Genomic DNA, 20,823 nt, shown 5'->3' on the forward strand with positions numbered 1-20,823 from the left:
ACAAGTCAACCGAGTGCAAGTACTACTGGAGTAGGCTTAACGAGGTTAACACCGTGACTCTTTATAAGTTCGCCGACTATATTTATTGGTCACTCGTATTCTATTAGTGAAGGGTGAGATTTATCTGTTTAACTGGCTTACAAAATGACTAGCGATTGAAGGATATGACTATGAATCAGTCTTACCGTGTCTTCAAAAAAGCAGTGTGTTGTAGTGCGGTTGCCTGCGCCTTATTACTTAGTGGCTGTAGTGATCAATCTAGCAATGAGCACACGAAAGCAGCAAATAGTGACCCTAACGCCCTTGCTGAAAAGCAGGAAATTGTTATCAATAATGGCACTGAGCCTGAATCACTTGATCCACATAAAATCTCAGGGCTTCCTGAGGCCAATATTATTCGCCAACAGCTGGTTGGGTTAGTGACAACCGATGCTGAGGGTAAAACCATTCCAGCGATGGCGGAGAGTTGGGACAGTCCGGATAACAAGGTTTGGACCTTTAAAATACGGGATGCAAAATGGTCCAATGGTGACCCTGTCACTGCCGAAGACTTTGTATACAGTCTACGCCGTGTGGTTGACCCCAATACAGCCTCTCCTTATGGCAGTTACTTAGCGGATGCCAAGGTAGTTGGGGCAGAGGCGATTATCAATGGTGAGCAGTCTCCTGAGATGCTTGGGGTAAGCGCAATTGACGACAAAACCCTTGAAGTCCGCTTAACCGACCCAGTCCCTTATTTTGTCGATATGCTGATTCATACCTCAACCTCGCCAGTACATCCGGCGACGGTTGAGAAGTTCGGCGCAAAATGGACAGACCCTGCCAATATCGTGGTTAATGGACCTTATAAAATCAACGAATGGCAAGTGAATGACAAAATCGTACTGCAGCGTAATCCGTCGTATTACGATGATGCCAACACCACCATTAATACCGTTACTATATTGCCTATCGAGTCAGAGACCACCAATGTTGCCCGTTATAAAGCCGGTGAGATTGATATCGGTGGTGGTATGCCGACCGAGCAATTTGACTCTCTAAAGGCGGAGCTAGGTGATCAAATCCAAGTGTCTCCTAGCCTATGTAGTTTTTATTATCAATATAATAACAATAAGCCGCCGTTTGATGACGTGCGTGTGCGCCGTGCACTTGCGCTTGCGCTAGATCGTGACATCATTACCGAAAAGGTGATGGGACAGGGCCAAATGCCAGCGTATCAATACACGCCGACCTCTATTCAAGGCATGACACCTTTTACACCAGAGTGGCAAGGTTGGAGTATAGAGAAGCGCATTGCCGAGGCCAAGAAGCTGCTGAATGATGCAGGGTATAGTGAATCAAAACCACTTGAGTTTGAGCTGCTATACAACACCAACGAGGGCAACAAAAAACTGGCTGTGGCGACCAGCTCACTACTCAAAGAGGCGGTCGGCTTTGTGGATGTCAATCTGATTAACAAAGAGTGGAAGACCTTTTTGGACACTTTCCGCAATGGTAATTATCAGCTGGCACGTTACACTTGGTGTGGCGATTATAATGAGCCATCGACTTTCTTGAACATTGCCAAGACCGGCAATAGTAATAACTGGGGCGGTTATTCGAGTCCCAAGTTCGATAGCATCATGGAGCAAACGCTTAAAGAAGGCGTAACCCCGCAGCAGCGTGCGGAATTATATCGTCAAGCCGAAGCTCAGCTCGATGCGGATATGCCGCAGCTTAACGTTTTCCATATTGTGAAGCTAAGTATGGTTAAGCCTTACGTGATTGATTTCCCTATTCAAGATCCGTTAAGCAATTGGCAGATTAAAGATGTTTCTATCGCCAAGCATGACTAGGGGTTTGAGTTTGGCTGCCTTTGCAAGCGACGCTTTTAATAAACGATAGCAAACCAAGTGATACTATTATGATTAAAGACACGCGAGCTCTATCTTCCGTCAAATTACCACTGGTGTTAGCCCTAACTGCTATATTGGGAATTTCTTTAGTTGGGTGTGACGATAAGACAGTGGTAGAAAACCAAAAAGTCGATGACACCGTGCTTGCTGAGGACCAGAGTATTGTTATCAATAATACTGCAGAGCCTGAATCTCTTGATCCTCACAAAGTATCGGCTGTGCCAGAAGGTAATATTATCCGTCAGATGTTTATTGGTTTAGTAGATACGGATCGACAAGGCAAGACAGTGCCGGGTATGGCTGAGAGCTGGGAGAGCAAAGACAATAAGACTTGGATATTTAAGCTACGCGATGCTCAGTGGAGTAATGGTGATCCAGTAACGGCAGAGGATTTTGTCTATAGTTGGCGTCGTTTAGTCGATCCAAAGACGGCATCACCGTATGCCAGTTATTTGGGAGACGCCAAGGTCAGTGGTGCAGAAGCAATAATGGCAGGTGAGGCAACGGTTGAAACATTAGGTATCAAAGCACTTGATGATAAAACGCTGCAAATTACTCTGTCTGAATCAGTGCCCTATTTTCCTGATATGTTAATTCATACTTCTACAAAGCCTGTTCGCAAAAATGCCATTGAGAACTACGGCGATAAATGGACTGAAGCTGAAAATATTGTAGTTAATGGTCCTTATACACTGGAAGAATGGCGGGTAAACGATAAGATAGTCTTAGTCCGTAATCCCCGCTATTTTGATAACGCCCATACGGTCATTGATAAGGTTACCTTACTCCCCATCACCTCGCCGACGACAGACGTTGCCCGTTATCAAGCAGGGGAAGTGGATGTCAGTGCAGAGGTGCCTCCTGAGCAGTTTGACTCATTAAAAAGTCAGATGGGTGAGGAGTTAAGAGTCGCCCCGAGACTCTGTACTTACTATTATAAGTATAATACTGTCCGACCTCCCTTCGATGATGTGCGAGTTCGCCGTGCTTTAGCGTTGGCACTAGATCGTGATGTCATCGCTGAAAAGGTGATGGGACAAGGGCAGGTGTCTGCCTATCAATTGACGCCGCCCGCCACTAATGGCATGACTAATTTTACTCCAGAGTGGCAAGCATGGAGTAAAGAGCGTCGAATTGCAGAAGCCAAACGTCTAGTAGAGCAGGCCGGTTACAACGCCAACAACCCCCTTAAGTTTGAGCTGCTATACAACACCAGTGATAACCATAAAAAGATTGCCGTGGCCTTTAGCTCATTAATCAAAGAGGCGCTAGGCAATGATGTGGTAGATATTAGCTTAGTAAATAAAGAATGGAAAACCTACTTGGATACTCGACGTAACGGCAATTATGATATTGCACGCTCAAGCTGGTGTGGGGATTATAATGAGCCGTCCTCTTTTTTAAATACTTTAAAGTCTGATAATACCAATAATCATGGTAAATACAGCAGTCTTAAGTTCGATACTCTGATGAATCAAACGTTACAAGAAGGCGTGACTGCTCAGCAGCGTGCTAACCTGTATCAACAAGCAGAGGCCCAGCTAGATGCGGACATGCCCAATTTAAATATCTACCACTATGTGGGGGTACGTTTGGTTAAGCCGTATGTAATAGGTTTTCCAGACCAAGATCCATTAGATGTTTGGCAAGTTAAGGATGTCACTATAGCCAAACATTAATTGGCGTTTGGTACAATTTTAACTTATGACCATTTAACCGCAAGACAATACAAGTAGCTTTATTGACAACAGAGGGTTTATGTTAAAGCTTATATTTCGGCGAATATTAGAAGCCATTCCGACCATGTTTATCCTCATAACCGTGTCATTTTTTATGATGCGCTTGGCGCCGGGCAGTCCGTTTAGTGGGGAGCGTAGTTTCTCACCTGCGGTTATGGCTAATATTGAAGCCAAATATCATCTCAATGATCCGATGTGGCTACAATATGTCAATTATCTGAAGCAAATTGCAGTGGGCGACTTTGGGCCGTCCTTTAAATACAAAGACTACACCGTCAATGAGCTACTCGCGCAAGCCTTACCTGTGTCTATCGAGCTTGGCTTATATGCTTTTATTTTGGCAGTGGTGTTAGGGCTTATCTTTGGTATTGTGGCCGCCTTAAAGCAAAACTCTTGGATTGATTATGTGGTGATGGCCTTTGCCAATATCGGGGTGGTTATTCCCAGCTTTGTAAAAGCACCGCTTTTGGTGCTTATCTTCGCCATTACCTTAAAGTGGTTGCCAGGCGGAGGCTGGAATGATGGGGCGATACAGAATTTAATCCTTCCGGTGACGGCGTTGGCGCTGGCTTATACGGCAAGTATTGCGCGTATTATGCGTGGCTCAATGATTGAGGTGATGAACAGTCAATATATTCGTACCGCCCGCGCCAAAGGTCTGCCGATGCAGCGGATTGTCTTTAAACATGCCTTACGTCCAGCGATGCTGCCAGTTATTTCTTATTTAGGCCCTGCGTTTGTGGGTATTATTACCGGCTCTATCGTCATTGAGACCATCTTTGGTCTGCCCGGTATCGGTCAGTTATTCGTCAATGGTGCGCTTAACCGCGACTATGGCATGGTGCTTAGCTTAACCATTTTGGTGGGTGTATTAACCATTGCCTTTAACGCCATTGTCGATATTTTATATGCGGTTATTGATCCTCAAATTAAGTATTAGACCCTAATAAAACCCTTAAACATCACACGCTATAATCGAAGAACTCTGTAGTTCGTTGACTATATAGTAATAAGGATGACTATGAGTGTTATCACTGATAAAGCAATTGATATAGATGAGCCGACGACACCTGCCATCAAGGGTCGTAGCTTATGGCAAGATGCGTGGCGCCGTTTTTATCAGAACAAGGCCGCTATTGCCAGTTTGGTTACCTTGTTATTGGTCACATTGTTTGTGATATTCGTGCCTATGCTGGCTCCATTTGGTTATGCAGAAACCGACTGGGGGTATATGCAGGGGGCACCGTCCTTTGATAATAAGCATTACTTTGGCACCGACTCGTTAGGCCGTGATTTGCTGGTACGTACGGCTATTGGTGGTCGCATTTCACTGTTGGTCGGGATTGCGGGAGCAACGGTGGCGGTGATATTCGGCACGGTGTATGGGGCAACTTCTGGCTATTTGGGTGGTAAGATCGATGCGGTCATGATGCGCTTTTTAGAGATCTTAAACGCCTTCCCGTTTATGTTCTTCGTGATCTTGCTAGTGACTATTTTCGGTCGTAATTTGATGCTGATCTTCGTTGCCATTGGCTTGGTGTCATGGCTTGATGTAGCCCGTATTGTACGTGGACAAACCTTAAGTTTGAAGAGTAAAGAATTTATTGAAGCGGCGCATGTAGGCGGGGTGTCAGGTTTTAATATTATCATGCGTCATATCGTGCCTAACGTACTTGGTGTCGTGGTAGTGTATGCCTCGCTACTGGTACCGAGTATGATTTTGTTCGAATCTTTCTTAAGCTTTTTAGGCTTAGGGGTACAAGAGCCCATGACCAGTTGGGGGGCTTTATTACAAGAAGGCTCACAGACCATGCAGGTTGCACCGTGGCAGATATTAATTCCCTCGGTATTTTTGGTAGTGACCTTGTTCTGCTTTAACTTTATCGGTGATGGCTTACGTGATGCATTTGATCCTAAAGACCGTTAACTAGCCCTTAGTCTGAGTATAGTAGGACGAAAGCACCACAGATTCTAGCTTAGACATCATCTAACCGAATAAACAAATTATCTGATAGCCAATACAGGTAACACCGTTATGACAGTATTAAAAGACAACCTAAAACCAGAAATCGAGGTCAGTAATGCACCAGACCTACTGCAAGTAAAGGATCTATCGGTGCAATTTAGTACCGAAGATGGGTTGGTGACCGCTGTAAATGGACTCAATTTCAATTTACATCAGGGTGAAACTCTGGGTATTGTCGGTGAGTCAGGCTCAGGTAAATCGCAGACCGCATTCGCTATAATGGGGTTATTGGCTAAAAATGGTCATGCCAAAGGATCGGTATTATTTGAAGGACGTGAGCTACTTGGCTTGTCTGAAAAAGAGCTAAATAAGCTACGCGCCGAACAAGTGTCTATGATCTTCCAAGATCCAATGACTTCTCTAAATCCCTATATGAAAATCGGGGATCAGCTGGCAGAAGTGCTGATATTGCATAAAGGCATGAGCAAAAAAGACGCGTGGAATGAAGCGGTCAACATGCTTGATGCAGTAAAGATACCTGAAGCACGTAAGCGTATTGGCATGTATCCGCATGAGTTCTCAGGCGGTATGCGGCAACGGGTGATGATTGCGATGGCGCTGTTATGTCGTCCTAAGCTGTTGATTGCTGATGAGCCGACGACCGCGCTCGATGTGACGGTACAAGCGCAAATCATGACCTTAATGAATGAGCTTAAGCGCGACTTCGGTACGACGATTATTATGATTACCCATGACTTAGGCGTGGTGGCAGGTATCTGTGATAGAGTGTTGGTGATGTATGCAGGTCGCACCATGGCCTATGGCGAGACGGAAGATATCTTTTATAACCCTACTCACCCTTATACCAAAGGGCTACTAAGAGCCATTCCGCGATTGGATAATAACAGCGGTAAGCTTGAGACGATACCGGGAAGTCCGCCAAACTTACTCAGCCTACCACCCGGCTGCCCCTTCTATGAGCGTTGTCCTTATGCGATGGACATCTGTCACGATGTGCCGCCCCCTCTTAAGTTTTTACCTCACGATAGACAGCGGGCATGTCACTGGAAACCTGAAGACGTTGCCAATACTGAGCCACAAGATGCGCAAGATCAAATTGTGACAGGGATGGAGGGATAAGCCATGACACAGACCACAAGTAACCCAATGAATGGGATCAATGAGAGCCCATTGTTGCAAGTCAAAGAGGTGGTAACCACTTTTGATATTAAGCAAAAAGGCAGTTATTTTTGGCAAAAGCCAGCCACCTTAAAAGCGGTCAATGGGGTATCATTTGACTTGTTCGCTGGCGAGACCTTGGGAGTGGTTGGTGAGTCGGGTTGTGGTAAGTCTACCCTGGCTCGTACTATTATTGGCTTAGTCAAAGCCCGTTCAGGCAGTATTAAATTTAATGGCGAGGAGATGGTTGGCGCCACTAAAAAACAGATGCGCCTTAAACGTAAAGATATCCAAATGATATTCCAAGACCCCTTAGCGTCGTTAAATCCACGCATGACAGTGGGTGATATCATTGCCGAGCCACTAAGGACTTATTATCCTAAGATGCCGAAAGCTGAAGTCGAGCAAGAGGTGCGGGCGATGATGCAAAAGGTGGGTCTGCTCGCCAACCAAGTTAACCGTTATCCGCATGAGTTCTCTGGCGGTCAGTGTCAACGTATCGGTATTGCACGTGCGCTTATCTTAAAGCCGAAGCTGATTATTTGTGATGAGCCAGTATCAGCACTGGACGTCTCCATTCAGGCACAGGTGATTAACCTATTGCAAGAAGTGCAAAAAGAGATGGGGCTGGCACTGATATTCATTGCCCATGATCTGTCAGTGGTAAAGCATATATCTGATCGTGTACTGGTGATGTATTTGGGCAATGCGGTTGAGCTTGGCGTCGATAAGGCGGTGTATAGCCATCCTACCCACCCTTATACCAAAGCTTTAATGTCAGCGGTGCCTATTCCAGATCCTCAAATTGAGCGCAATAAAACCATCGAGCTCTTAGAAGGTGATCTGCCAAGTCCTATTAATCCGCCTTCTGGCTGCGTGTTTCGTACTCGGTGTCCTATTGCGGATGATGGCTGTGCTCAAACAAAGCCAGTACTTGAAGGTCGCAGTGATCATCAAGTAGCCTGTATTAAAAATAGAGTGCCTATACTTAGAGGTGTTGAAGGTGACGGAGGTGAGGTAGCCTAGCCTATTGTACCGCCCATAGATAGTAAACTGTAGTTTTAAAGCAGTAAGATAACAGTAAGATTTACTACATATTTAGTATGTTATTCGTTATAGAAGGCGTTATAGTTAAGAAAAAGAGATCCTAGTAGATGCTCAATTTTATCAATTAACATAAACAAGGACGTTATCATGTCAAATTTAACCCAGTCATATCTAACTCGATCTGCCCTGAAGAAGTCTACCTGTCTAAAAGTTATTGTCGGTGGCGCATCGCTATCTGCCCTTTTATTTACCTCAGGCTGTGCCACATCTGAATTACTCGATTCGGGTAGCCGTACCACAACAAGTACGACATCTAGTAAGCAAATACTGGTAGAAGATCAGTTGGTGGCGTTCGGTCGTCCCGCGCAGCCGCTACCCAATATGCCAGGCAGTAGCGTGGTTATCGTTGGTGAAAAGAACAGCTACGTACTCAGTCAAGGGGGTCCTGAAATGGTCAATATATTGACCAATCTTACCCCCAAAAATATCCAAGTCGACAGTGATATGACTTTTTACTCACCTAATAATGATGGCTATTTCCAAGGTGAGATGAAGATGTCTTACGCGAAACTAAGGGATGAGTTTAAGCGCAGTGACTATCAGTTCTTTTTACAAAATGGAGGTAAAGAGTGTACCAATGCCAGTGACGAGCGTATTGGCGCACAGCGCTTCTGCTTTAATGTGCCTATCAAAGGTGGGGTGTATCCTGCGGTTAGCAACTTAAGTATGATTCAGTCTAAATACAACGCGTTAACCAAACCGTATCCTGTTGTTATTTACACCCAATCTAATAGTCAAACGACGACTCGAAGTGGTAATAATGCGGGTGAAAAATTAGTGCTATTGCCGTTCGCCTTGGCATTCGATGTGGTTACTTTTCCGTTCCAAATATTGGACGCTATTGCCAATTAAAGTTGAATTAAGAAGTCAGTCTCAGACCCTAATTTAAAAGACCGCTGTATTGACAGCGGTTTTTTTACGTCAAAACTATTTAATGTCTAAACTATTTAATGTCTAAACTATTTAACGTCAAAACTTTTAATGTCTAAACTATTTAACGTCAAAACTATTTAACGTCAAAACTATTTAACGTTGAAACTATACCTTTCCATAAAAAACACTTTTTTTATTCATCCCCTAATTTCAAAACTTGGCATGACTTGTTAACCCTATCACTGACTCTTAATAAATTTATCCTAAAGCCTTAATGACGGTGATGCTAAAAGACCTGTACGGTCGTACGTTATACACTCAAAATCTTGAGCCGCTGGTGTAAGTTTGTTATTTAATCTTATTGGTCTTGGTCAGTGTAAAAATTGATACGGCTTAAAATGTGGGTTTGTATCACATACGCACACACATAAGCACTTGGCCACGCAAATGCAAAAGCCAAGAGCCACGAACTGATAAGATGCTCAAAATAAGCATCACTATAGCCCTCTTTAATCAGTATTAATGCGCCAGAAATAATTATCGACATCAGCGAGGCCATCAGTCCTGTAAATATCAGACGATAATATTTTTGATGAATACGTATTTTAGGTGAGGGCTTTTGGTTTTGAGAAGATTCGGTCATGGGTTTATGTGACTCCATAAGGCGTATTAAATTCATAATATCATTTCTAAGAATTAACCCACCTGGGTCAAACTCGGTTTTTGGAAGGATTAATTCTTATCCTCCATTCAAAAAGCCTCTCTTATTTAGGAGAGGCTTTTGCTTTTTGAAAGCTTGGCGCGTTTATCACGAAGTAATCATGAGGTAATCATTCTGTCTCTATTTAATCTTAACCTCTTGATTTAGATTATCATAACAAATGCTATTTATGAGCTCTGTAAAATTTTTGCATAAAAATGTCAGGATATGACATCCCCTTTATGTTTCCACACGCCCTATAAGCACTTTTGCCATTATTGACTGCATTAAATTAGGTTGGTTGAATAGTTAATTTAAGTGTATTATTGATTTAACTGATTTACCTTATCTAAAGGTCCCACATAATTAGGACACCCCATTTCATTATCGCTCATACTTGATATCTATACTCTATAATCATACTCTATAACTATACTCTATATAAGAGAGGCTTAAATGACCCCGATCAAAAAACAATTGCGAAAAGTGATTGCCATGTTGCTTGCCGTATCTGTTATCGGCTGTACAACCCCTAATGCCGTAACGGTCGCCACCACTCAAAAGCTGTTACAGCATGAGCGTACTAAATCAGGTTTAGAGGTTAAGTCTTTTGTGTTGTCGACTGGCGAGACACTGGTCTATGCTGACAATAACAACGTTACTGCCGAGCCCTTACTACTGATTCATGGCTTTGGCGGTAATATGGACAACTTCGTGCGTATCGCTGATGAGTTCAAAGGTTACCACGTGATTATTCCAGATCTATTAGGATTTGGAGGCTCTGACAAACCGATGCTTGCAGATTACCGTGCCGATGCCCAAGCCAAGCGGTTGCATGAGCTGATGCAAGCCAAAGGTATGACGCCTAATTTGCATGTGGGTGGTAACTCGATGGGTGGGTCTATTTCGGTGGCATATGCAGCAATGTACCCAGAAGAAGTAGCCAGCGTATGGCTGATAGACAGTGCTGGGTTTTGGTCAGTGGGTAGGTCTGAGACCTTTGAAGGTACAACGCTTGAGAACAACCCACTATTGATTAAAGATTATGAAGATTTCTATAACTTGTTAGATTTAGTGATGAATAAACCGCCCTATATTCCCAAAACATTAAAAGCAGTATTGGCTCAAGAAAGGATTGATAATCAAAAACTTGAGGCTGTTATCCTGAAACAAATCGTTGAAGATAATGTTGAGGAGCGTGCTAAGATCATCGCTCAATATAACATTCCTACTTTGGTTGTATGGGGCGATAAAGATCGAGTGATTAAGCCTGAAACCGCCTCTCGCATCGCTCAAATTATACCGCAAGCGAAAGTGATTATAATGCCAGACATTGGGCATGTGCCCGTATTAGAAGCAGTGAATCAATCGGCTGATGATTATAAGTCATTTCGAGAGGGACTAAAGAAAGATTAAAACAACGTCATCAAGTGGTAGCTCTATGACTTAGGTCTACCACTCACATTCAGCGATCAACCGTCGCATCAATGCTTTAGCCGATTCATCTCGAACTCGGCTGACCCCTTGTCCTGCCCATAGTGACATATGTTCTGGATTACTGGCTTTGGCCGCTGCCGCTCGCATCGGTTTTGTCATAGCGTTTAACTGCGGATAGGGTGGCAAAGCATTATCGTTATCATATTCAGCATAACGAGTTAAATACTCATTCACCAACCCTCGTGCTGGTTTGCCTGAAAACAGACGGGTTAAACGTGTGATGTTCTCTCTTTTAGCTTGCGCCACTTTTAATAGTTCTGCTTTATAGGTTGGGTTAATACCACTCTCATGGGTGGTTAAAAATGCCGTACCCAACTGTGCCATCTGGGCGCCAGCAGTTTGCACCGCTTTGATGTCTTGACCTGTCATTATGCCACCTGCGGCAATCAACGGAATATCAGTGACGGCTTTGGTTTGACTAATCAAGGTCAACAAACCGAGCGGGTCTTGCTCGCTTGCCTCAAGCCAACCGCCTCGATGTCCGCCTGCCTCAACGCCTTGCACGCATACCGCATCTGCACCGATATTTGCCCACGCTTTGGCCTCTAGCGGATGGTTAGCCGTTCCGATGACTTTCGTACCGACCTGATGCAAGGCGTCCACTCGTGTTTTGCTGATAATGCCAAAAGTAAAACTTGCCACAGGCACAGGGTTGTCTAGCAATACTTGAAATTGTGCTCTAAAGGACTGCGCTGGCGTTTCAGGTAACGCTAACTCTATACCATGCTCATCGTAATAGGCTTGTAGCCAGTCGGGAATAGGAGTATCAAAAGTACTTGATTCTGATTCACTTAGTACCATTAGGTTAACCGCAAAAGGCTTGTCGGTTAACGCTTTAATCTGGCTGATTTGCTTATATAGTGTGTCGGGCGCTGTCATCCCTGCGCCAAGGCTACCTAGTCCACCAAAGTTACTGACGGCTGAGATTAATTCAGGCGTGGTTGCTCCGCCCGCCATTGGAGATTGCACGATGGGGTATGGTAGATTTAAATCAGTAATTAACGTCATGGCTGTCTCCTGCTTAAGGGTTTCCTATTACGATGATTAGGTTTTGTTATTACTTACTGTAGCAGGGTTTTGGCAAAGAGAGGATTAATAGGGGCTATTTAGTTGGTGAATGGGGTATGAATTGATAGTAGGTGTTCATATATTTACCTACAAGGTCAATTAATTTGATAAAATAGTCTTATCCGTATAAGAATATACGACCAAATTTATAGAGTTTCGCTAACTGATAGGAGGGCGTTATGACTGAGAAATCAAAGTTCGTCCTTAAATTATCTGGTATTGGCTTAGAAAATATTAACGCTGGCGATATTGGTCGTCTGCTCAATGACTTTTGTAAGCTTTTGGGTGATGAGTACTTATTTTTTGATGCCATCTACTCAGGATCTGCGGTTTTAAAAGTAAGTACAGACACCGAACATTACTATGAGAAGCTTGAGATACTCAATAGCAATATAGCCAAGCAGGCGAATGCTCTTGATGATATTAATAAGGTGTTACGCAGTTATTCCAAAAATTTTAGTGACATTGATGCTTCAATTTTTGCCAGTCGTACGGCAGTGAATGATGAAGATATGGAATTAGTACATCAGATTGATTATCGTAAGCCTAACTCAAATACCTTTACTCAGGTAGAAACTTTTACAGGTAAGCTTATTAAGCCTGCCCATGGTAAGGATGCGACTGACCACTTTACCATTGAGTTGCTCAATGACAACATTATATCTGTCTCAGTACCAAAGCAAATATCCCTAGATTTAGCCTCTCATCTCGAATCCTTATGGAAGTTTGATAGCTTAATTGAGTTTACAGGTAAAGCAAATTATGAACTGCAAGACAAATACAAGCTCGTATTGAAGCGTTTTGAGGCTACTGGTTTTAGTATTATCAAAAATGAAACGTCTGCAAAATCTTGGATAGATGAGTTTCTATCGTATGGTGAGAGTGGCTGGCAAGACAGTGACGATCCAGTAAATACATGGCTTGAGGAACGTCATACATGATAATAATGGCGGATAATAATTTTTTAATTAAACTGATTGATGATAAGCAGGCTTATCGAGTTTTTAATCAAGTATTAGAACGAAAAGAAGTGACACTGGGGCTTTGTACCCCAGTGATTAGTGAGTTTTTAGTAAAAGATGATAACCGAGGTCGTTCTGATTTTTTAGGAAAGGTGAATAACTTTACCCAAATTTTTAACTTCGATTTAAAATCTGCTCAAATCTGTGCAAACTTGTTTCGTGACCTTATAGATGAAGGCTATATAAAAGAGAATAATGCAAATCGACAAGTTATCAAAGTTGACCTTCAAATTATCGCTATTACTCTAGCAAACAGCATCCCTAAGCTATATACCACTGATAAAGAAATTATCAAAATTGTAACTAAATTAAGCCTGCCTATTGAGATTGTCAATTTTGAAAAGGAAGAGTTTCAGGGAATGCCTTTGTTTGAGGGTAATGAAGACTAGTTGTGTCAATTGTTTTAATAACCTGATGCTTTTATAACCTGACTGTCTTACAACCTTGATTTACTATTAAGCCCTTAAAATCCCTACCTTATCATATTTCCAAATTGTAGAATCATGTGTAATTAGCAAGCGTAGCGTGGGTTAGCGATAGCGTAACCTGCGAATATATTGTGCCAAAATCTCATATCTAAACACCAAACCTTTCATAAGCGGTTTCATGTCCAAGCTATGTTTACTACAAGCCCAGCCTCGCTTACTTATCGGGAGATACATTAGCGATTGCGGTGTTTTTTGTGATAATAAAGCCACGAGCAAGCCCACAAAGTCGATTCTGTGAGCCATTATGGACTACCATCTTAGCAACAGAATAGTTTGTTGCCATAAATAGACGTGGGTTACGTTTTTTCTGCACCTCATTGAGGTTTGAAAAATCTAACCCACGCTACGCTGGCTGTTAGTTTCCAAACAGTACTAAATCAGTATAAAAATGCTTGTAATCTCACGGTTAATAATGACCATACTTATTTTGTCATAGGTAGGGGAACGACTTATGGCGTTTGGGTACGTAATAGCTGTGTAGTTAATAATATGTCTACCTTTTTTTCAAAATTTGATTTTGGTAAACGAATTAAAAATAAAACTGTCAGCACTGGTAAGCAGTATCAAGGTCAAACCATGTACCGAGTTACAGTTAAAGATACAAACTCTAAACTTAGAAAAGGAGATATTTACTATTTAGATGTTCTTCATAAAGACCATTTAGAAGTATTTGATGGTATGGGTAATTTTAGGCAAGCATTGAATCTAGATGGTACTTTAAATGAGGCAAAAACTAAATCAAGTGCAGGAAGAAGAATCAATGTCAAATAGTGAGGATATAATGCATATGTCAAATATAGACTTTAATCAACTTCGTAAGTTAATTGATGAATTAACTATATTTAAAAACATTAAGGATTATGACTCTTTACATGCAGATTATAGTTTTGATTGGCAGGAAGATGCCAATGAAATAATAACGGATATTAATTACTATGTCATGCAAGCAAATATAGCTATAAAAGATAAGGACTTTAGAGCTTTATCATTTTATATGATGTATTTAATTATTCAATTTCAAGTTTTAAATAATACCTTGCACGGAATCACTGAAGATTTGAAGTTATTACATCAAGATGATAAAAGTTATAATTGGCCACCTATAACTGATGACTATACTCCACCAGAACCATACGATTTTAAACCACCTTATAGGTCAAATTCGAGTGAGATTCCTTCAAAATATTAGAGCCTGTTGAACATTTATAAATTATACAATTCTAATATGACTTCAATATAATAAAACTGACGTATCAAGACTGAACTTAAACGCCAAAAATAGCAGGCGTAGCGTGGGTTAGCGATAGCGTAACCCACGAATATATTATGCCAAAATCTCATATCTAAACACCAAACCTTTCATAAGCGGTTTCATGTCCACGCTATGTTTACTACAAGCCCGACCTCGCTTACTTATCGGAAGACACATTAGCGATTGCGGTGTTTTTTTGTGATAATTAAGCCACGAGCAAGCCCATAAAGTCGATTCTGTGAGCCATTATGGACTACCATCTTAGCAACAGAATAGTTTGTTGCCATAAATAGACGTGGGTTACGTTTTTTCTGCACCTATTTGAGGTTTGAAAAATCTAACCCACGCTACGCTGGCTAGTTTGGTCTCGCCATGAAGATACTTTAGCATATGGGTATAAGCCAGTTATAGCTACGTCAAGCTTTAAAGAGAAAGAAATATATGAGGTTGTTGTTCAGGACAGCGGTGGTAAAACAGAAACTTTTGAAACTACCGAAGAACATCCGTTTTGGGTAGATGGTAGTGGTTGGGTACCTGCAAATACTTTAATTGCTGGAATGAAACTTGTTGATAGAAATAATGATAAATTAACCGTCGTTAGCCAAACCAAGCTAAATAAAACCGATACCGTTTATAATTTTGAAGTCGATGAGTTCCATACTTATCATATCGGTGAGTTTGGGGTTTGGGTGCATAATGCTTGTGTACCAGATATAACTAATGCGACTGCACACGGTGCACGAAGAGTTACAGAAAGAGGATTCAATCAAAATAAAATAGCAGAGATTGTAACTAACTATTCAGAGAAAGGGTATCAACCGGGCGGTTTAACTGTGTACACAAAAAAACAATCAAATGGTAATTACGATGTTCTTATTGTTAATAGTGATAATCAAATAGTTTCTGCTATTGGTGGTACTAAAGAAAGTTTACCAAATCGTAGAGCGGTAATGACTATGTTAAATAACAATGGTGGGTTTAGTGGCATCCCACTAGATTATTGAGGAATACTATGAGTAATATAAAAAATGATCAAGATAACCTACTTATCAAACTTAGCCCAATATCTTGTGATGATTTTGGGGTGCTGTGTTTGCTTCAAATTGAGACTGATTTAATAGTTTTAGATTTTAAAGATGTGAGTGAAACAGATAGATATATGTCTCACAATAATATGAGTTACTTGAAAAAAGAGATTGTGAAGTTAAACAATGTAAATGATTTTAATGAAGATGAGTTATTAATCTCTATATATCCCATTGATATGTTTTTTACTATGGATATCTTTAAAAAAAATAACGAGTATTTATTCGTCAACTTTAGAGTACCTGTTGGTATTTATACCAACTCAAAGATCGCAGGGTATAATTTCGGATTAGACTTTACGGTAAAACTGAATTCACTAATAGACTTTTTTGAAGGTTTTATACTAGAGTATGATAATCTTATTAATTCGTAGCATATATTGCGAAAAGTGATCGGTAAGAAGTTCATTCTGCTAAGATGTTACAGACAGGAATGACGTTGGTTAACTGTGACAATGAGCAAACGCTTAAAGTTGTTAGCTAAACCAAGCTAAATAAAACCGATACCGTTTATAATTTTGAAGTCGATGAGTTCCATACTTATCATATCGGTGAGTTTGGGGTTTGGGTGCATAATAGTTGTGCTGATAACCTTTTAAAAGGTTATAAAGGTCAAAAACTTAGCTATGGCTCTAATGTTATTACCATTGATAAGTCTGGTATAAAGCATATTTTAGAGCGTCACCATCCTAATTATTGGGATGACTCTGTTAAAACTAATCAAACATTCTTAGATAAGTCAATGAGTGTTAATGATATAGAAAATGGTATTAAATCTGTTTTAGGTCAAAATTCAGCCCTTTTACGTTCAGGTAAGAGAAATGGTCAGATTGAAGGCTTATATAATGGAAAAAGATACGTTTTAAGGTTGAGAGATGGAGTTGTAGGACAGTTTTACCCAAAATAGCAAGCGTAGCGTGGGTTAGCGATAGCGTAACCCACGAATATATTATGCCTAAATCTCATATCTAAACACCAAACCTTTTATAAGCTGTTTCGTGTCCACGCTATGTTTGCTACAAGCCCAGCCTCGCTTACTTATCGGAAGACACATTAGCGATTGCGGTGTTTTTTGTGATAATAAAGCCACGAGCAAGCCCATAAAGTCGATTCTGTGAGCCATTATGGACTACCATCTTAGCAACAGAATAGTTTGTTGCCATAAATAGACGTGGGTTACGTTTTTTCTGCACCTCTTTGAGGTTTGAAAAATCTAACCCACGCTACGCTGGCTTTCTCATGGTACTATCCTAAATAATTCTACTTATCTAGGACAGCCCCAAAGTTATATTTATGAATTAAGGAGTATTAGACATGCCAGCTTCAGCAATGATGAGTCAAAATAATTCAATATTATTGTATCAGGAAGACTTTTATGACATTTTCGAATATGTCAGACCATTCGTTAATTCACCTGATTTGTACTTTAAGTTTTTTCTCCTAATGGATTCAGGTTTAGATAGTGTTAGTTTTCAGGAGTTAACCTTATCAGAATTTAATGAAATATATAGAGCTATGGTCAGAGCACTTGAGCATTTTAAAGAGTCGGGAAAAGCTTTAGGCATGATAACCGTGCTTTAAAAGAGTGGAAGAATACAATACGTGAGCTTGAAAAATATGAACGTTTTCAACCGCTGTAGATATTTTTTAAGCTTAATCGATATTTTAAGGAGTATTAGACATGCCAGGAACCGTCGTAATTAATAAAGAAACTATAATAACTTTATATCAAATAGATTTGTATCATATTTTTGAGTATGTCAAACCATTCGTTAATTCACCTGATTTGTACTTTAAGTTTTTTCTCTCAATGGATTCAGGATTGGATATCGTTAGTTTTGAAGAGTTAACTTCATCCGAGTTTAATCATATATATAGGGCTATGGTTAAAGCACTTGATCATTTTAAAGCCTCTGGTAATAGCTTTAGTCCTGATAACCGTGCTTTAAAGGAGTGGGAGAATATAATGCGTGAGCTTGAAAAAGATGAGCGTTTTGAGGCATTGTAGATATTTTTTAAGCAAGCGTAGCGTGGGTTAGCGATAGCGTAACCCACGAATATATTATGCCAAAATCTCATATCTAAACACCAAACCTTTCATAAGCGGTTTCATGTCCACGCTATGTTTACTACAAGCCCAGCCTCGCTTACTTATCGGAAGACACATTAGCGATTGCGGTGTTTTTTGTGATAATAAAGCCACGAGCAAGCCCATAAAATCGATTCTGTGAGCCATTATGGACTACCATCTTAGCAACAGAATAGCTTGTTGCCATAAATAGACGTAGGTTACGTTTTTTCTGCACCTCTTTGAGGTTTGAAAAATCTAACCCACGCTACGCTGGTTGATAACCTTGACCGTGCCTTAAAAGAGTGGGAGAACATAATACGTGAGCTTGAAAAAGATGAACGTTTTGAAGCATTGTAGATACTGCTTATAAGACTTTAAATAAAGAAAAGGGTGAGTTATTTTTATACTTTGACACGGTGTGAAAATACCTCACCTTTTTATGCTTAGTAAATGCAACTTTAGCCTTTCAAACATTATGCACTCACCTCCAGCTTACGCACCTCCTTAGTGGAAGTCTTTGCAGGTGATACCAAGTTTCCATTTGTTATCAAAGCTCATACATACAGTATCTGCTAAAATTAAATAAAGAGCTTTCACGTAATGAGATTCAAGAATATATTAATGAGGGTAGAAGTAAAACGCATCAAAAGTTGTCTAAATTAATCGAACTAGGTCTTATACATAAGAAAGGTCAGAGTAGAGCTGTTGTTTAGTTCTTATCGAGTGTCGATAAGAACTAAGCGCAAATGAACGCAAAATGTTTATATATTGTCTCTAACCCCACTCCGAGAAGCGGTTTAGCCTTGACAGTAGCGGTATCCTACTGGTTTGAGCGAGTTGCGGTGGCTAAAGATGAGGGGGTGTCGAGGTAACAGCAACAACTTATCTTGTGTCACCGCCTCGCTCATATCAGTAGATACAAGCGAATGGCGAGATTGGCTACTCAGTCAATTTACAATCAATATCCTCCTACCCTTTAGGTGGCCAAGGTCTATCCGCCTCACTCTCAATCCACTCTGCCACATATCCCGTAGCAGGCAATTTTAAATCAGATTGACCCAGCGCATCTAAGATCTTTTGAGTGTCTATCACCTTTCCGCCTTTGGTCACACCAGTACGCAATAAAGCAGTTGAGCACGGTTTGCCTTTTACCCACATAGATTGTTCGACATAGATCCAGCGCTCGTCAATAGCAGCGATGTGCGTCTTAATCGTGACCAGATCAAACGGACGAATACGTTTGCGATATTGAATGGTGCTGCCCGCAACCACCAAACCCCAACGCTTTTCAAGTAGTTTCTTACCCAGTCCAGTGCGGATGGCAAAGTCGGTACGGCCAAAGTCGTATAACGTGAGAACCCGTCCATTATTCATCTCGATAAAGTTATCAATATCAGTCAGGCTACAGCGTATCTGAATCTCTGCGGTGTCCTCAAGGTCAATGGTCTCGCCTTTGCGAGTGGCATTAACCGCTTTGACGATAGCCTTGGTATAACGATAAAAGGGATACATAGTCACGCCTCGAAATAGAAATAGTGCTTCGATTATGCTCAAAACATGGACGGTTGCAAAGTAGCAGACGTGTCTAACCCGTCATTAAGACGATATGACCAGACTGACAGCGCTATGCAATAGTGAAAGCTCTCAATAAACGTCGTATCTGATGATAGGTCGTATTTTATATAATTAGCTCAATCAGTTTGGCTAGATGGCCTTATCGATACCTACCGAAGTGAAGTAGGCGCTGACCGTTTCAGGTATCCAGTTGATATCAAACTTACTGTATTTTTGTGGTGTTGCCTGAGTAGGATGGTTATCGTCACGGTCAGCTTGCGCTAAAGCGTGACTGGATTGGGCTTTATTAGATTGATGTTTATTAGATTGAGCTTTGATAGAATGGTAGCGAAGATAGCCAATATGACCACCGTGCGCTGTGTCCAAAATAGTTACTGACTCGGACACATCATTGTCAGTCGCGGTAAAGCCAATAAAGGGGTCATCTTTGGCACTGATGAGTAAAAGGGGATGGGTAACCTCACTCAAATAAGGTAGGGCAGAGGCACGGCGGTAGTAGTCATTGCTTGAGCGATAACCGTGTCGGGGCGCGGTAAAGATATGGTCAAACTCACTAATACTGTCCACTGATTTTATGGCGTTTAGCTCCTCTTTACTGATTTCATTTGCCAATGCTTTTTTGATAATGGGCGTCAGTAAGTAAGGGGTGTAAATCTTTTGTCCCAAAAAGCGCTGCATATTCATCGCTGCTGACGACATATCCACTGGGGCTGAAATGGCAACGGCTGCATGACACAGCGCCTCATCACCATATTCACCCATATATTTAGCCAACGCATTGCCTCCTAGCGATACGCCAACGGCATAAATGTTGGCATAATCTTGTTTTAAGGTTTGTAGCATATGGTGTATTTCTTTGGTGTCCCCCGCGTTATAAAAGACACGACCTCGGGTCGGAATACCGCCACAACTGCGAAAGTGTGCAACCACAAAATGCCAACCTTGGGCATGAATATGATGTGCCAAAGCACGCGCATAATGACTGTCACTACTGCCCTCCATGCCATGAAACAATACGACTATCGGCGTGGTCTCTTTGTTGTCACTGTTCACTGGAGATACAGACTCTGCATCATAAAAGTCATAGGCCACATCGCTTTCACTAAGCGAGTCGCGATATATTTCACGTCTGTAATTTGGTGTTTTGGGAGCAAAGAACTTAGGTAGGATGGTTTGAATGTGCGGATTAGTTAGCCAAAAGGGCGGATTAAAGGGTTGAGGATGAAAGTCAATGGCTTGGGTGTGGGTAGTGGTATCGACCATAAGAGTGCGCTCAGTATAAGAGTTAGTGACTATAAGTTAGGGA

At 41.4% G+C, this 20,823-nt stretch carries 24 protein-coding genes; 17 read left to right on the top strand and 7 right to left on the bottom strand.

Annotated elements, in window-relative coordinates; genetic code table 11:
• Nucleotides 1-170: 170 nt before the first annotated feature.
• From AC21OG_RS04875 to AC21OG_RS04905, 7 genes are all read left to right on the top strand, one after another.
• Nucleotides 171-1,835, top strand: coding sequence for an ABC transporter substrate-binding protein (locus tag AC21OG_RS04875; protein ID WP_487376178.1), 1,665 nt, complete (start codon nucleotides 171-173; stop codon nucleotides 1,833-1,835).
• Nucleotides 1,836-1,903: 68 nt separating this feature from the next.
• Nucleotides 1,904-3,574, top strand: a complete 1,671-nt coding sequence (locus tag AC21OG_RS04880; RefSeq protein WP_487376180.1) for an ABC transporter substrate-binding protein — start codon at nucleotides 1,904-1,906, stop codon at nucleotides 3,572-3,574.
• 79 nt (nucleotides 3,575-3,653) lie between these two features.
• A complete protein-coding gene (gene oppB, locus AC21OG_RS04885; RefSeq protein ID WP_487376182.1) occupies nucleotides 3,654-4,574 on the top strand; it encodes an oligopeptide ABC transporter permease OppB in 921 nt (306 codons plus the stop codon).
• 81 nt (nucleotides 4,575-4,655) lie between these two features.
• A complete protein-coding gene (oppC, locus tag AC21OG_RS04890; protein ID WP_487376184.1) occupies nucleotides 4,656-5,561 on the top strand; it encodes an oligopeptide ABC transporter permease OppC in 906 nt (301 codons plus the stop codon).
• Nucleotides 5,562-5,669: 108 nt separating this feature from the next.
• Nucleotides 5,670-6,740 (top strand): oligopeptide ABC transporter ATP-binding protein OppD, encoded by a 1,071-nt coding sequence (gene oppD / locus AC21OG_RS04895; RefSeq protein ID WP_487376185.1) that lies wholly within the window; start codon nucleotides 5,670-5,672, stop codon nucleotides 6,738-6,740.
• Nucleotides 6,741-6,743: 3 nt separating this feature from the next.
• Nucleotides 6,744-7,805, top strand: coding sequence for a murein tripeptide/oligopeptide ABC transporter ATP binding protein OppF (gene oppF, locus AC21OG_RS04900; RefSeq protein ID WP_487376187.1), 1,062 nt, complete (start codon nucleotides 6,744-6,746; stop codon nucleotides 7,803-7,805).
• Between the two features lie 168 nt (nucleotides 7,806-7,973).
• Nucleotides 7,974-8,738, top strand: a complete 765-nt coding sequence (locus tag AC21OG_RS04905) for a YidX family protein (protein WP_487376188.1) — start codon at nucleotides 7,974-7,976, stop codon at nucleotides 8,736-8,738.
• Nucleotides 8,739-9,117: 379 nt separating this feature from the next.
• Here the strand turns inward: AC21OG_RS04905 and AC21OG_RS04910 are convergent, their stop codons facing one another.
• Nucleotides 9,118-9,402, bottom strand: coding sequence for a DUF2798 domain-containing protein (locus AC21OG_RS04910; RefSeq protein ID WP_487376190.1), 285 nt, complete (start codon nucleotides 9,400-9,402; stop codon nucleotides 9,118-9,120).
• 513 nt (nucleotides 9,403-9,915) lie between these two features.
• Here AC21OG_RS04910 and AC21OG_RS04915 point away from each other — a divergent pair.
• Nucleotides 9,916-10,875: an alpha/beta hydrolase gene (locus AC21OG_RS04915; protein WP_487376191.1), complete on the top strand. Its 960-nt coding sequence runs from the start codon at nucleotides 9,916-9,918 to the stop codon at nucleotides 10,873-10,875.
• Between the two features lie 36 nt (nucleotides 10,876-10,911).
• On the opposite strand, the gene AC21OG_RS04920 is transcribed toward AC21OG_RS04915, so the two are convergent.
• Nucleotides 10,912-11,964: an NAD(P)H-dependent flavin oxidoreductase gene (locus AC21OG_RS04920; RefSeq protein ID WP_487376193.1), complete on the bottom strand. Its 1,053-nt coding sequence runs from the start codon at nucleotides 11,962-11,964 to the stop codon at nucleotides 10,912-10,914.
• 239 nt (nucleotides 11,965-12,203) lie between these two features.
• On the opposite strand from AC21OG_RS04920, the gene AC21OG_RS04925 reads away from it, so the two are divergent.
• Both AC21OG_RS04925 and AC21OG_RS04930 read left to right on the top strand, forming a co-directional pair.
• Nucleotides 12,204-12,965, top strand: coding sequence for a hypothetical protein (locus AC21OG_RS04925; protein WP_487376195.1), 762 nt, complete (start codon nucleotides 12,204-12,206; stop codon nucleotides 12,963-12,965).
• A 5-nt stretch (nucleotides 12,966-12,970) separates the two neighbouring features.
• Nucleotides 12,971-13,435: a PIN domain-containing protein gene (locus tag AC21OG_RS04930; RefSeq protein WP_487376196.1), complete on the top strand. Its 465-nt coding sequence runs from the start codon at nucleotides 12,971-12,973 to the stop codon at nucleotides 13,433-13,435.
• Nucleotides 13,436-13,688: 253 nt separating this feature from the next.
• Here AC21OG_RS04930 and AC21OG_RS04935 read toward each other — a convergent pair whose 3' ends face one another.
• Nucleotides 13,689-13,817, bottom strand: coding sequence for a hypothetical protein (locus tag AC21OG_RS04935; protein ID WP_487376198.1), 129 nt, complete (start codon nucleotides 13,815-13,817; stop codon nucleotides 13,689-13,691).
• A 41-nt stretch (nucleotides 13,818-13,858) separates the two neighbouring features.
• Between AC21OG_RS04935 and AC21OG_RS04940 the strand changes: the two genes are divergently transcribed.
• The 5 genes from AC21OG_RS04940 to AC21OG_RS04960 all read left to right on the top strand — a co-directional run bounded on the left by AC21OG_RS04940 (nucleotide 13,859) and on the right by AC21OG_RS04960 (nucleotide 16,778).
• On the top strand, nucleotides 13,859-14,305 hold the full coding sequence (locus AC21OG_RS04940; RefSeq protein WP_487376200.1) for a hypothetical protein: 447 nt from the start codon (nucleotides 13,859-13,861) through the stop codon (nucleotides 14,303-14,305).
• Nucleotides 14,306-14,321: 16 nt separating this feature from the next.
• Entirely contained in the window at nucleotides 14,322-14,723 is a 402-nt protein-coding gene (locus tag AC21OG_RS04945) for a hypothetical protein (protein ID WP_487376202.1), read from the top strand.
• 470 nt (nucleotides 14,724-15,193) lie between these two features.
• Nucleotides 15,194-15,790 carry a polymorphic toxin-type HINT domain-containing protein gene (locus AC21OG_RS04950; RefSeq protein WP_491185072.1) on the top strand — a complete coding sequence of 199 codons (597 nt, stop codon included), beginning with the start codon at nucleotides 15,194-15,196 and terminating at the stop codon, nucleotides 15,788-15,790.
• Nucleotides 15,791-15,798: 8 nt separating this feature from the next.
• Nucleotides 15,799-16,245 carry a hypothetical protein gene (locus tag AC21OG_RS04955; RefSeq protein WP_487376204.1) on the top strand — a complete coding sequence of 149 codons (447 nt, stop codon included), beginning with the start codon at nucleotides 15,799-15,801 and terminating at the stop codon, nucleotides 16,243-16,245.
• A 194-nt stretch (nucleotides 16,246-16,439) separates the two neighbouring features.
• The gene (locus tag AC21OG_RS04960; RefSeq protein WP_487376205.1) at nucleotides 16,440-16,778 is read left to right on the top strand and encodes a hypothetical protein; all 339 of its coding nucleotides are present in this window, start codon (nucleotides 16,440-16,442) and stop codon (nucleotides 16,776-16,778) included.
• Between the two features lie 127 nt (nucleotides 16,779-16,905).
• On the opposite strand, the gene AC21OG_RS04965 is transcribed toward AC21OG_RS04960, so the two are convergent.
• Nucleotides 16,906-17,034, bottom strand: coding sequence for a hypothetical protein (locus AC21OG_RS04965; RefSeq protein WP_487376206.1), 129 nt, complete (start codon nucleotides 17,032-17,034; stop codon nucleotides 16,906-16,908).
• 151 nt (nucleotides 17,035-17,185) lie between these two features.
• Here AC21OG_RS04965 and AC21OG_RS04970 point away from each other — a divergent pair, with 151 nt between their 5' ends.
• Nucleotides 17,186-17,452, top strand: coding sequence for a hypothetical protein (locus tag AC21OG_RS04970; RefSeq protein ID WP_487376208.1), 267 nt, complete (start codon nucleotides 17,186-17,188; stop codon nucleotides 17,450-17,452).
• Between the two features lie 100 nt (nucleotides 17,453-17,552).
• Nucleotides 17,553-17,879, top strand: coding sequence for a hypothetical protein (locus tag AC21OG_RS04975; RefSeq protein ID WP_487376209.1), 327 nt, complete (start codon nucleotides 17,553-17,555; stop codon nucleotides 17,877-17,879).
• Between the two features lie 139 nt (nucleotides 17,880-18,018).
• Here the strand turns inward: AC21OG_RS04975 and AC21OG_RS04980 are convergent, their stop codons facing one another.
• From AC21OG_RS04980 to AC21OG_RS04990, 3 genes are all read right to left on the bottom strand, one after another.
• On the bottom strand, nucleotides 18,019-18,147 hold the full coding sequence (locus AC21OG_RS04980) for a hypothetical protein (RefSeq protein ID WP_487376210.1): 129 nt from the start codon (nucleotides 18,145-18,147) through the stop codon (nucleotides 18,019-18,021).
• 764 nt (nucleotides 18,148-18,911) lie between these two features.
• Nucleotides 18,912-19,454 carry an acyl-CoA thioesterase gene (locus AC21OG_RS04985; protein ID WP_487376212.1) on the bottom strand — a complete coding sequence of 181 codons (543 nt, stop codon included), beginning with the start codon at nucleotides 19,452-19,454 and terminating at the stop codon, nucleotides 18,912-18,914.
• 192 nt (nucleotides 19,455-19,646) lie between these two features.
• On the bottom strand, nucleotides 19,647-20,780 hold the full coding sequence (locus AC21OG_RS04990; protein ID WP_487376214.1) for a YheT family hydrolase: 1,134 nt from the start codon (nucleotides 20,778-20,780) through the stop codon (nucleotides 19,647-19,649).
• Nucleotides 20,781-20,823: the final 43 nt, after the last annotated feature.

It is taken from the genome of Psychrobacter sp. CX5, from assembly GCF_057621535.2.

What these genes read in the sequence shown, in the direction of transcription:
- oppF (WP_487376187.1), top strand. Translation starts at nt 6,744, where the DNA reads ATGACACAGACCACAAGTAACCCAATGAATGGGATCAATGAGAGCCCA.
- AC21OG_RS04930 (WP_487376196.1), top strand. Translation starts at nt 12,971, where the DNA reads ATGGCGGATAATAATTTTTTAATTAAACTGATTGATGATAAGCAGGCT.
- AC21OG_RS04945 (WP_487376202.1), top strand. Translation starts at nt 14,322, where the DNA reads ATGTCAAATATAGACTTTAATCAACTTCGTAAGTTAATTGATGAATTA.
- AC21OG_RS04905 (WP_487376188.1), top strand. Translation starts at nt 7,974, where the DNA reads ATGTCAAATTTAACCCAGTCATATCTAACTCGATCTGCCCTGAAGAAG.
- AC21OG_RS04910 (WP_487376190.1), bottom strand. Translation starts at nt 9,402, where the DNA reads ATGACCGAATCTTCTCAAAACCAAAAGCCCTCACCTAAAATACGTATT.
- AC21OG_RS04880 (WP_487376180.1), top strand. Translation starts at nt 1,904, where the DNA reads ATGATTAAAGACACGCGAGCTCTATCTTCCGTCAAATTACCACTGGTG.
- AC21OG_RS04970 (WP_487376208.1), top strand. Translation starts at nt 17,186, where the DNA reads ATGCCAGCTTCAGCAATGATGAGTCAAAATAATTCAATATTATTGTAT.
- oppD (WP_487376185.1), top strand. Translation starts at nt 5,670, where the DNA reads ATGACAGTATTAAAAGACAACCTAAAACCAGAAATCGAGGTCAGTAAT.
- AC21OG_RS04875 (WP_487376178.1), top strand. Translation starts at nt 171, where the DNA reads ATGAATCAGTCTTACCGTGTCTTCAAAAAAGCAGTGTGTTGTAGTGCG.
- oppB (WP_487376182.1), top strand. Translation starts at nt 3,654, where the DNA reads ATGTTAAAGCTTATATTTCGGCGAATATTAGAAGCCATTCCGACCATG.
- AC21OG_RS04955 (WP_487376204.1), top strand. Translation starts at nt 15,799, where the DNA reads ATGAGTAATATAAAAAATGATCAAGATAACCTACTTATCAAACTTAGC.
- AC21OG_RS04975 (WP_487376209.1), top strand. Translation starts at nt 17,553, where the DNA reads ATGCCAGGAACCGTCGTAATTAATAAAGAAACTATAATAACTTTATAT.
- AC21OG_RS04925 (WP_487376195.1), top strand. Translation starts at nt 12,204, where the DNA reads ATGACTGAGAAATCAAAGTTCGTCCTTAAATTATCTGGTATTGGCTTA.
- AC21OG_RS04935 (WP_487376198.1), bottom strand. Translation starts at nt 13,817, where the DNA reads ATGGCAACAAACTATTCTGTTGCTAAGATGGTAGTCCATAATGGCTCA.
- oppC (WP_487376184.1), top strand. Translation starts at nt 4,656, where the DNA reads ATGAGTGTTATCACTGATAAAGCAATTGATATAGATGAGCCGACGACA.
- AC21OG_RS04915 (WP_487376191.1), top strand. Translation starts at nt 9,916, where the DNA reads ATGACCCCGATCAAAAAACAATTGCGAAAAGTGATTGCCATGTTGCTT.
- AC21OG_RS04965 (WP_487376206.1), bottom strand. Translation starts at nt 17,034, where the DNA reads ATGGCAACAAACTATTCTGTTGCTAAGATGGTAGTCCATAATGGCTCA.
- AC21OG_RS04980 (WP_487376210.1), bottom strand. Translation starts at nt 18,147, where the DNA reads ATGGCAACAAGCTATTCTGTTGCTAAGATGGTAGTCCATAATGGCTCA.
- AC21OG_RS04920 (WP_487376193.1), bottom strand. Translation starts at nt 11,964, where the DNA reads ATGACGTTAATTACTGATTTAAATCTACCATACCCCATCGTGCAATCT.
- AC21OG_RS04985 (WP_487376212.1), bottom strand. Translation starts at nt 19,454, where the DNA reads ATGTATCCCTTTTATCGTTATACCAAGGCTATCGTCAAAGCGGTTAAT.
- AC21OG_RS04990 (WP_487376214.1), bottom strand. Translation starts at nt 20,780, where the DNA reads ATGGTCGATACCACTACCCACACCCAAGCCATTGACTTTCATCCTCAA.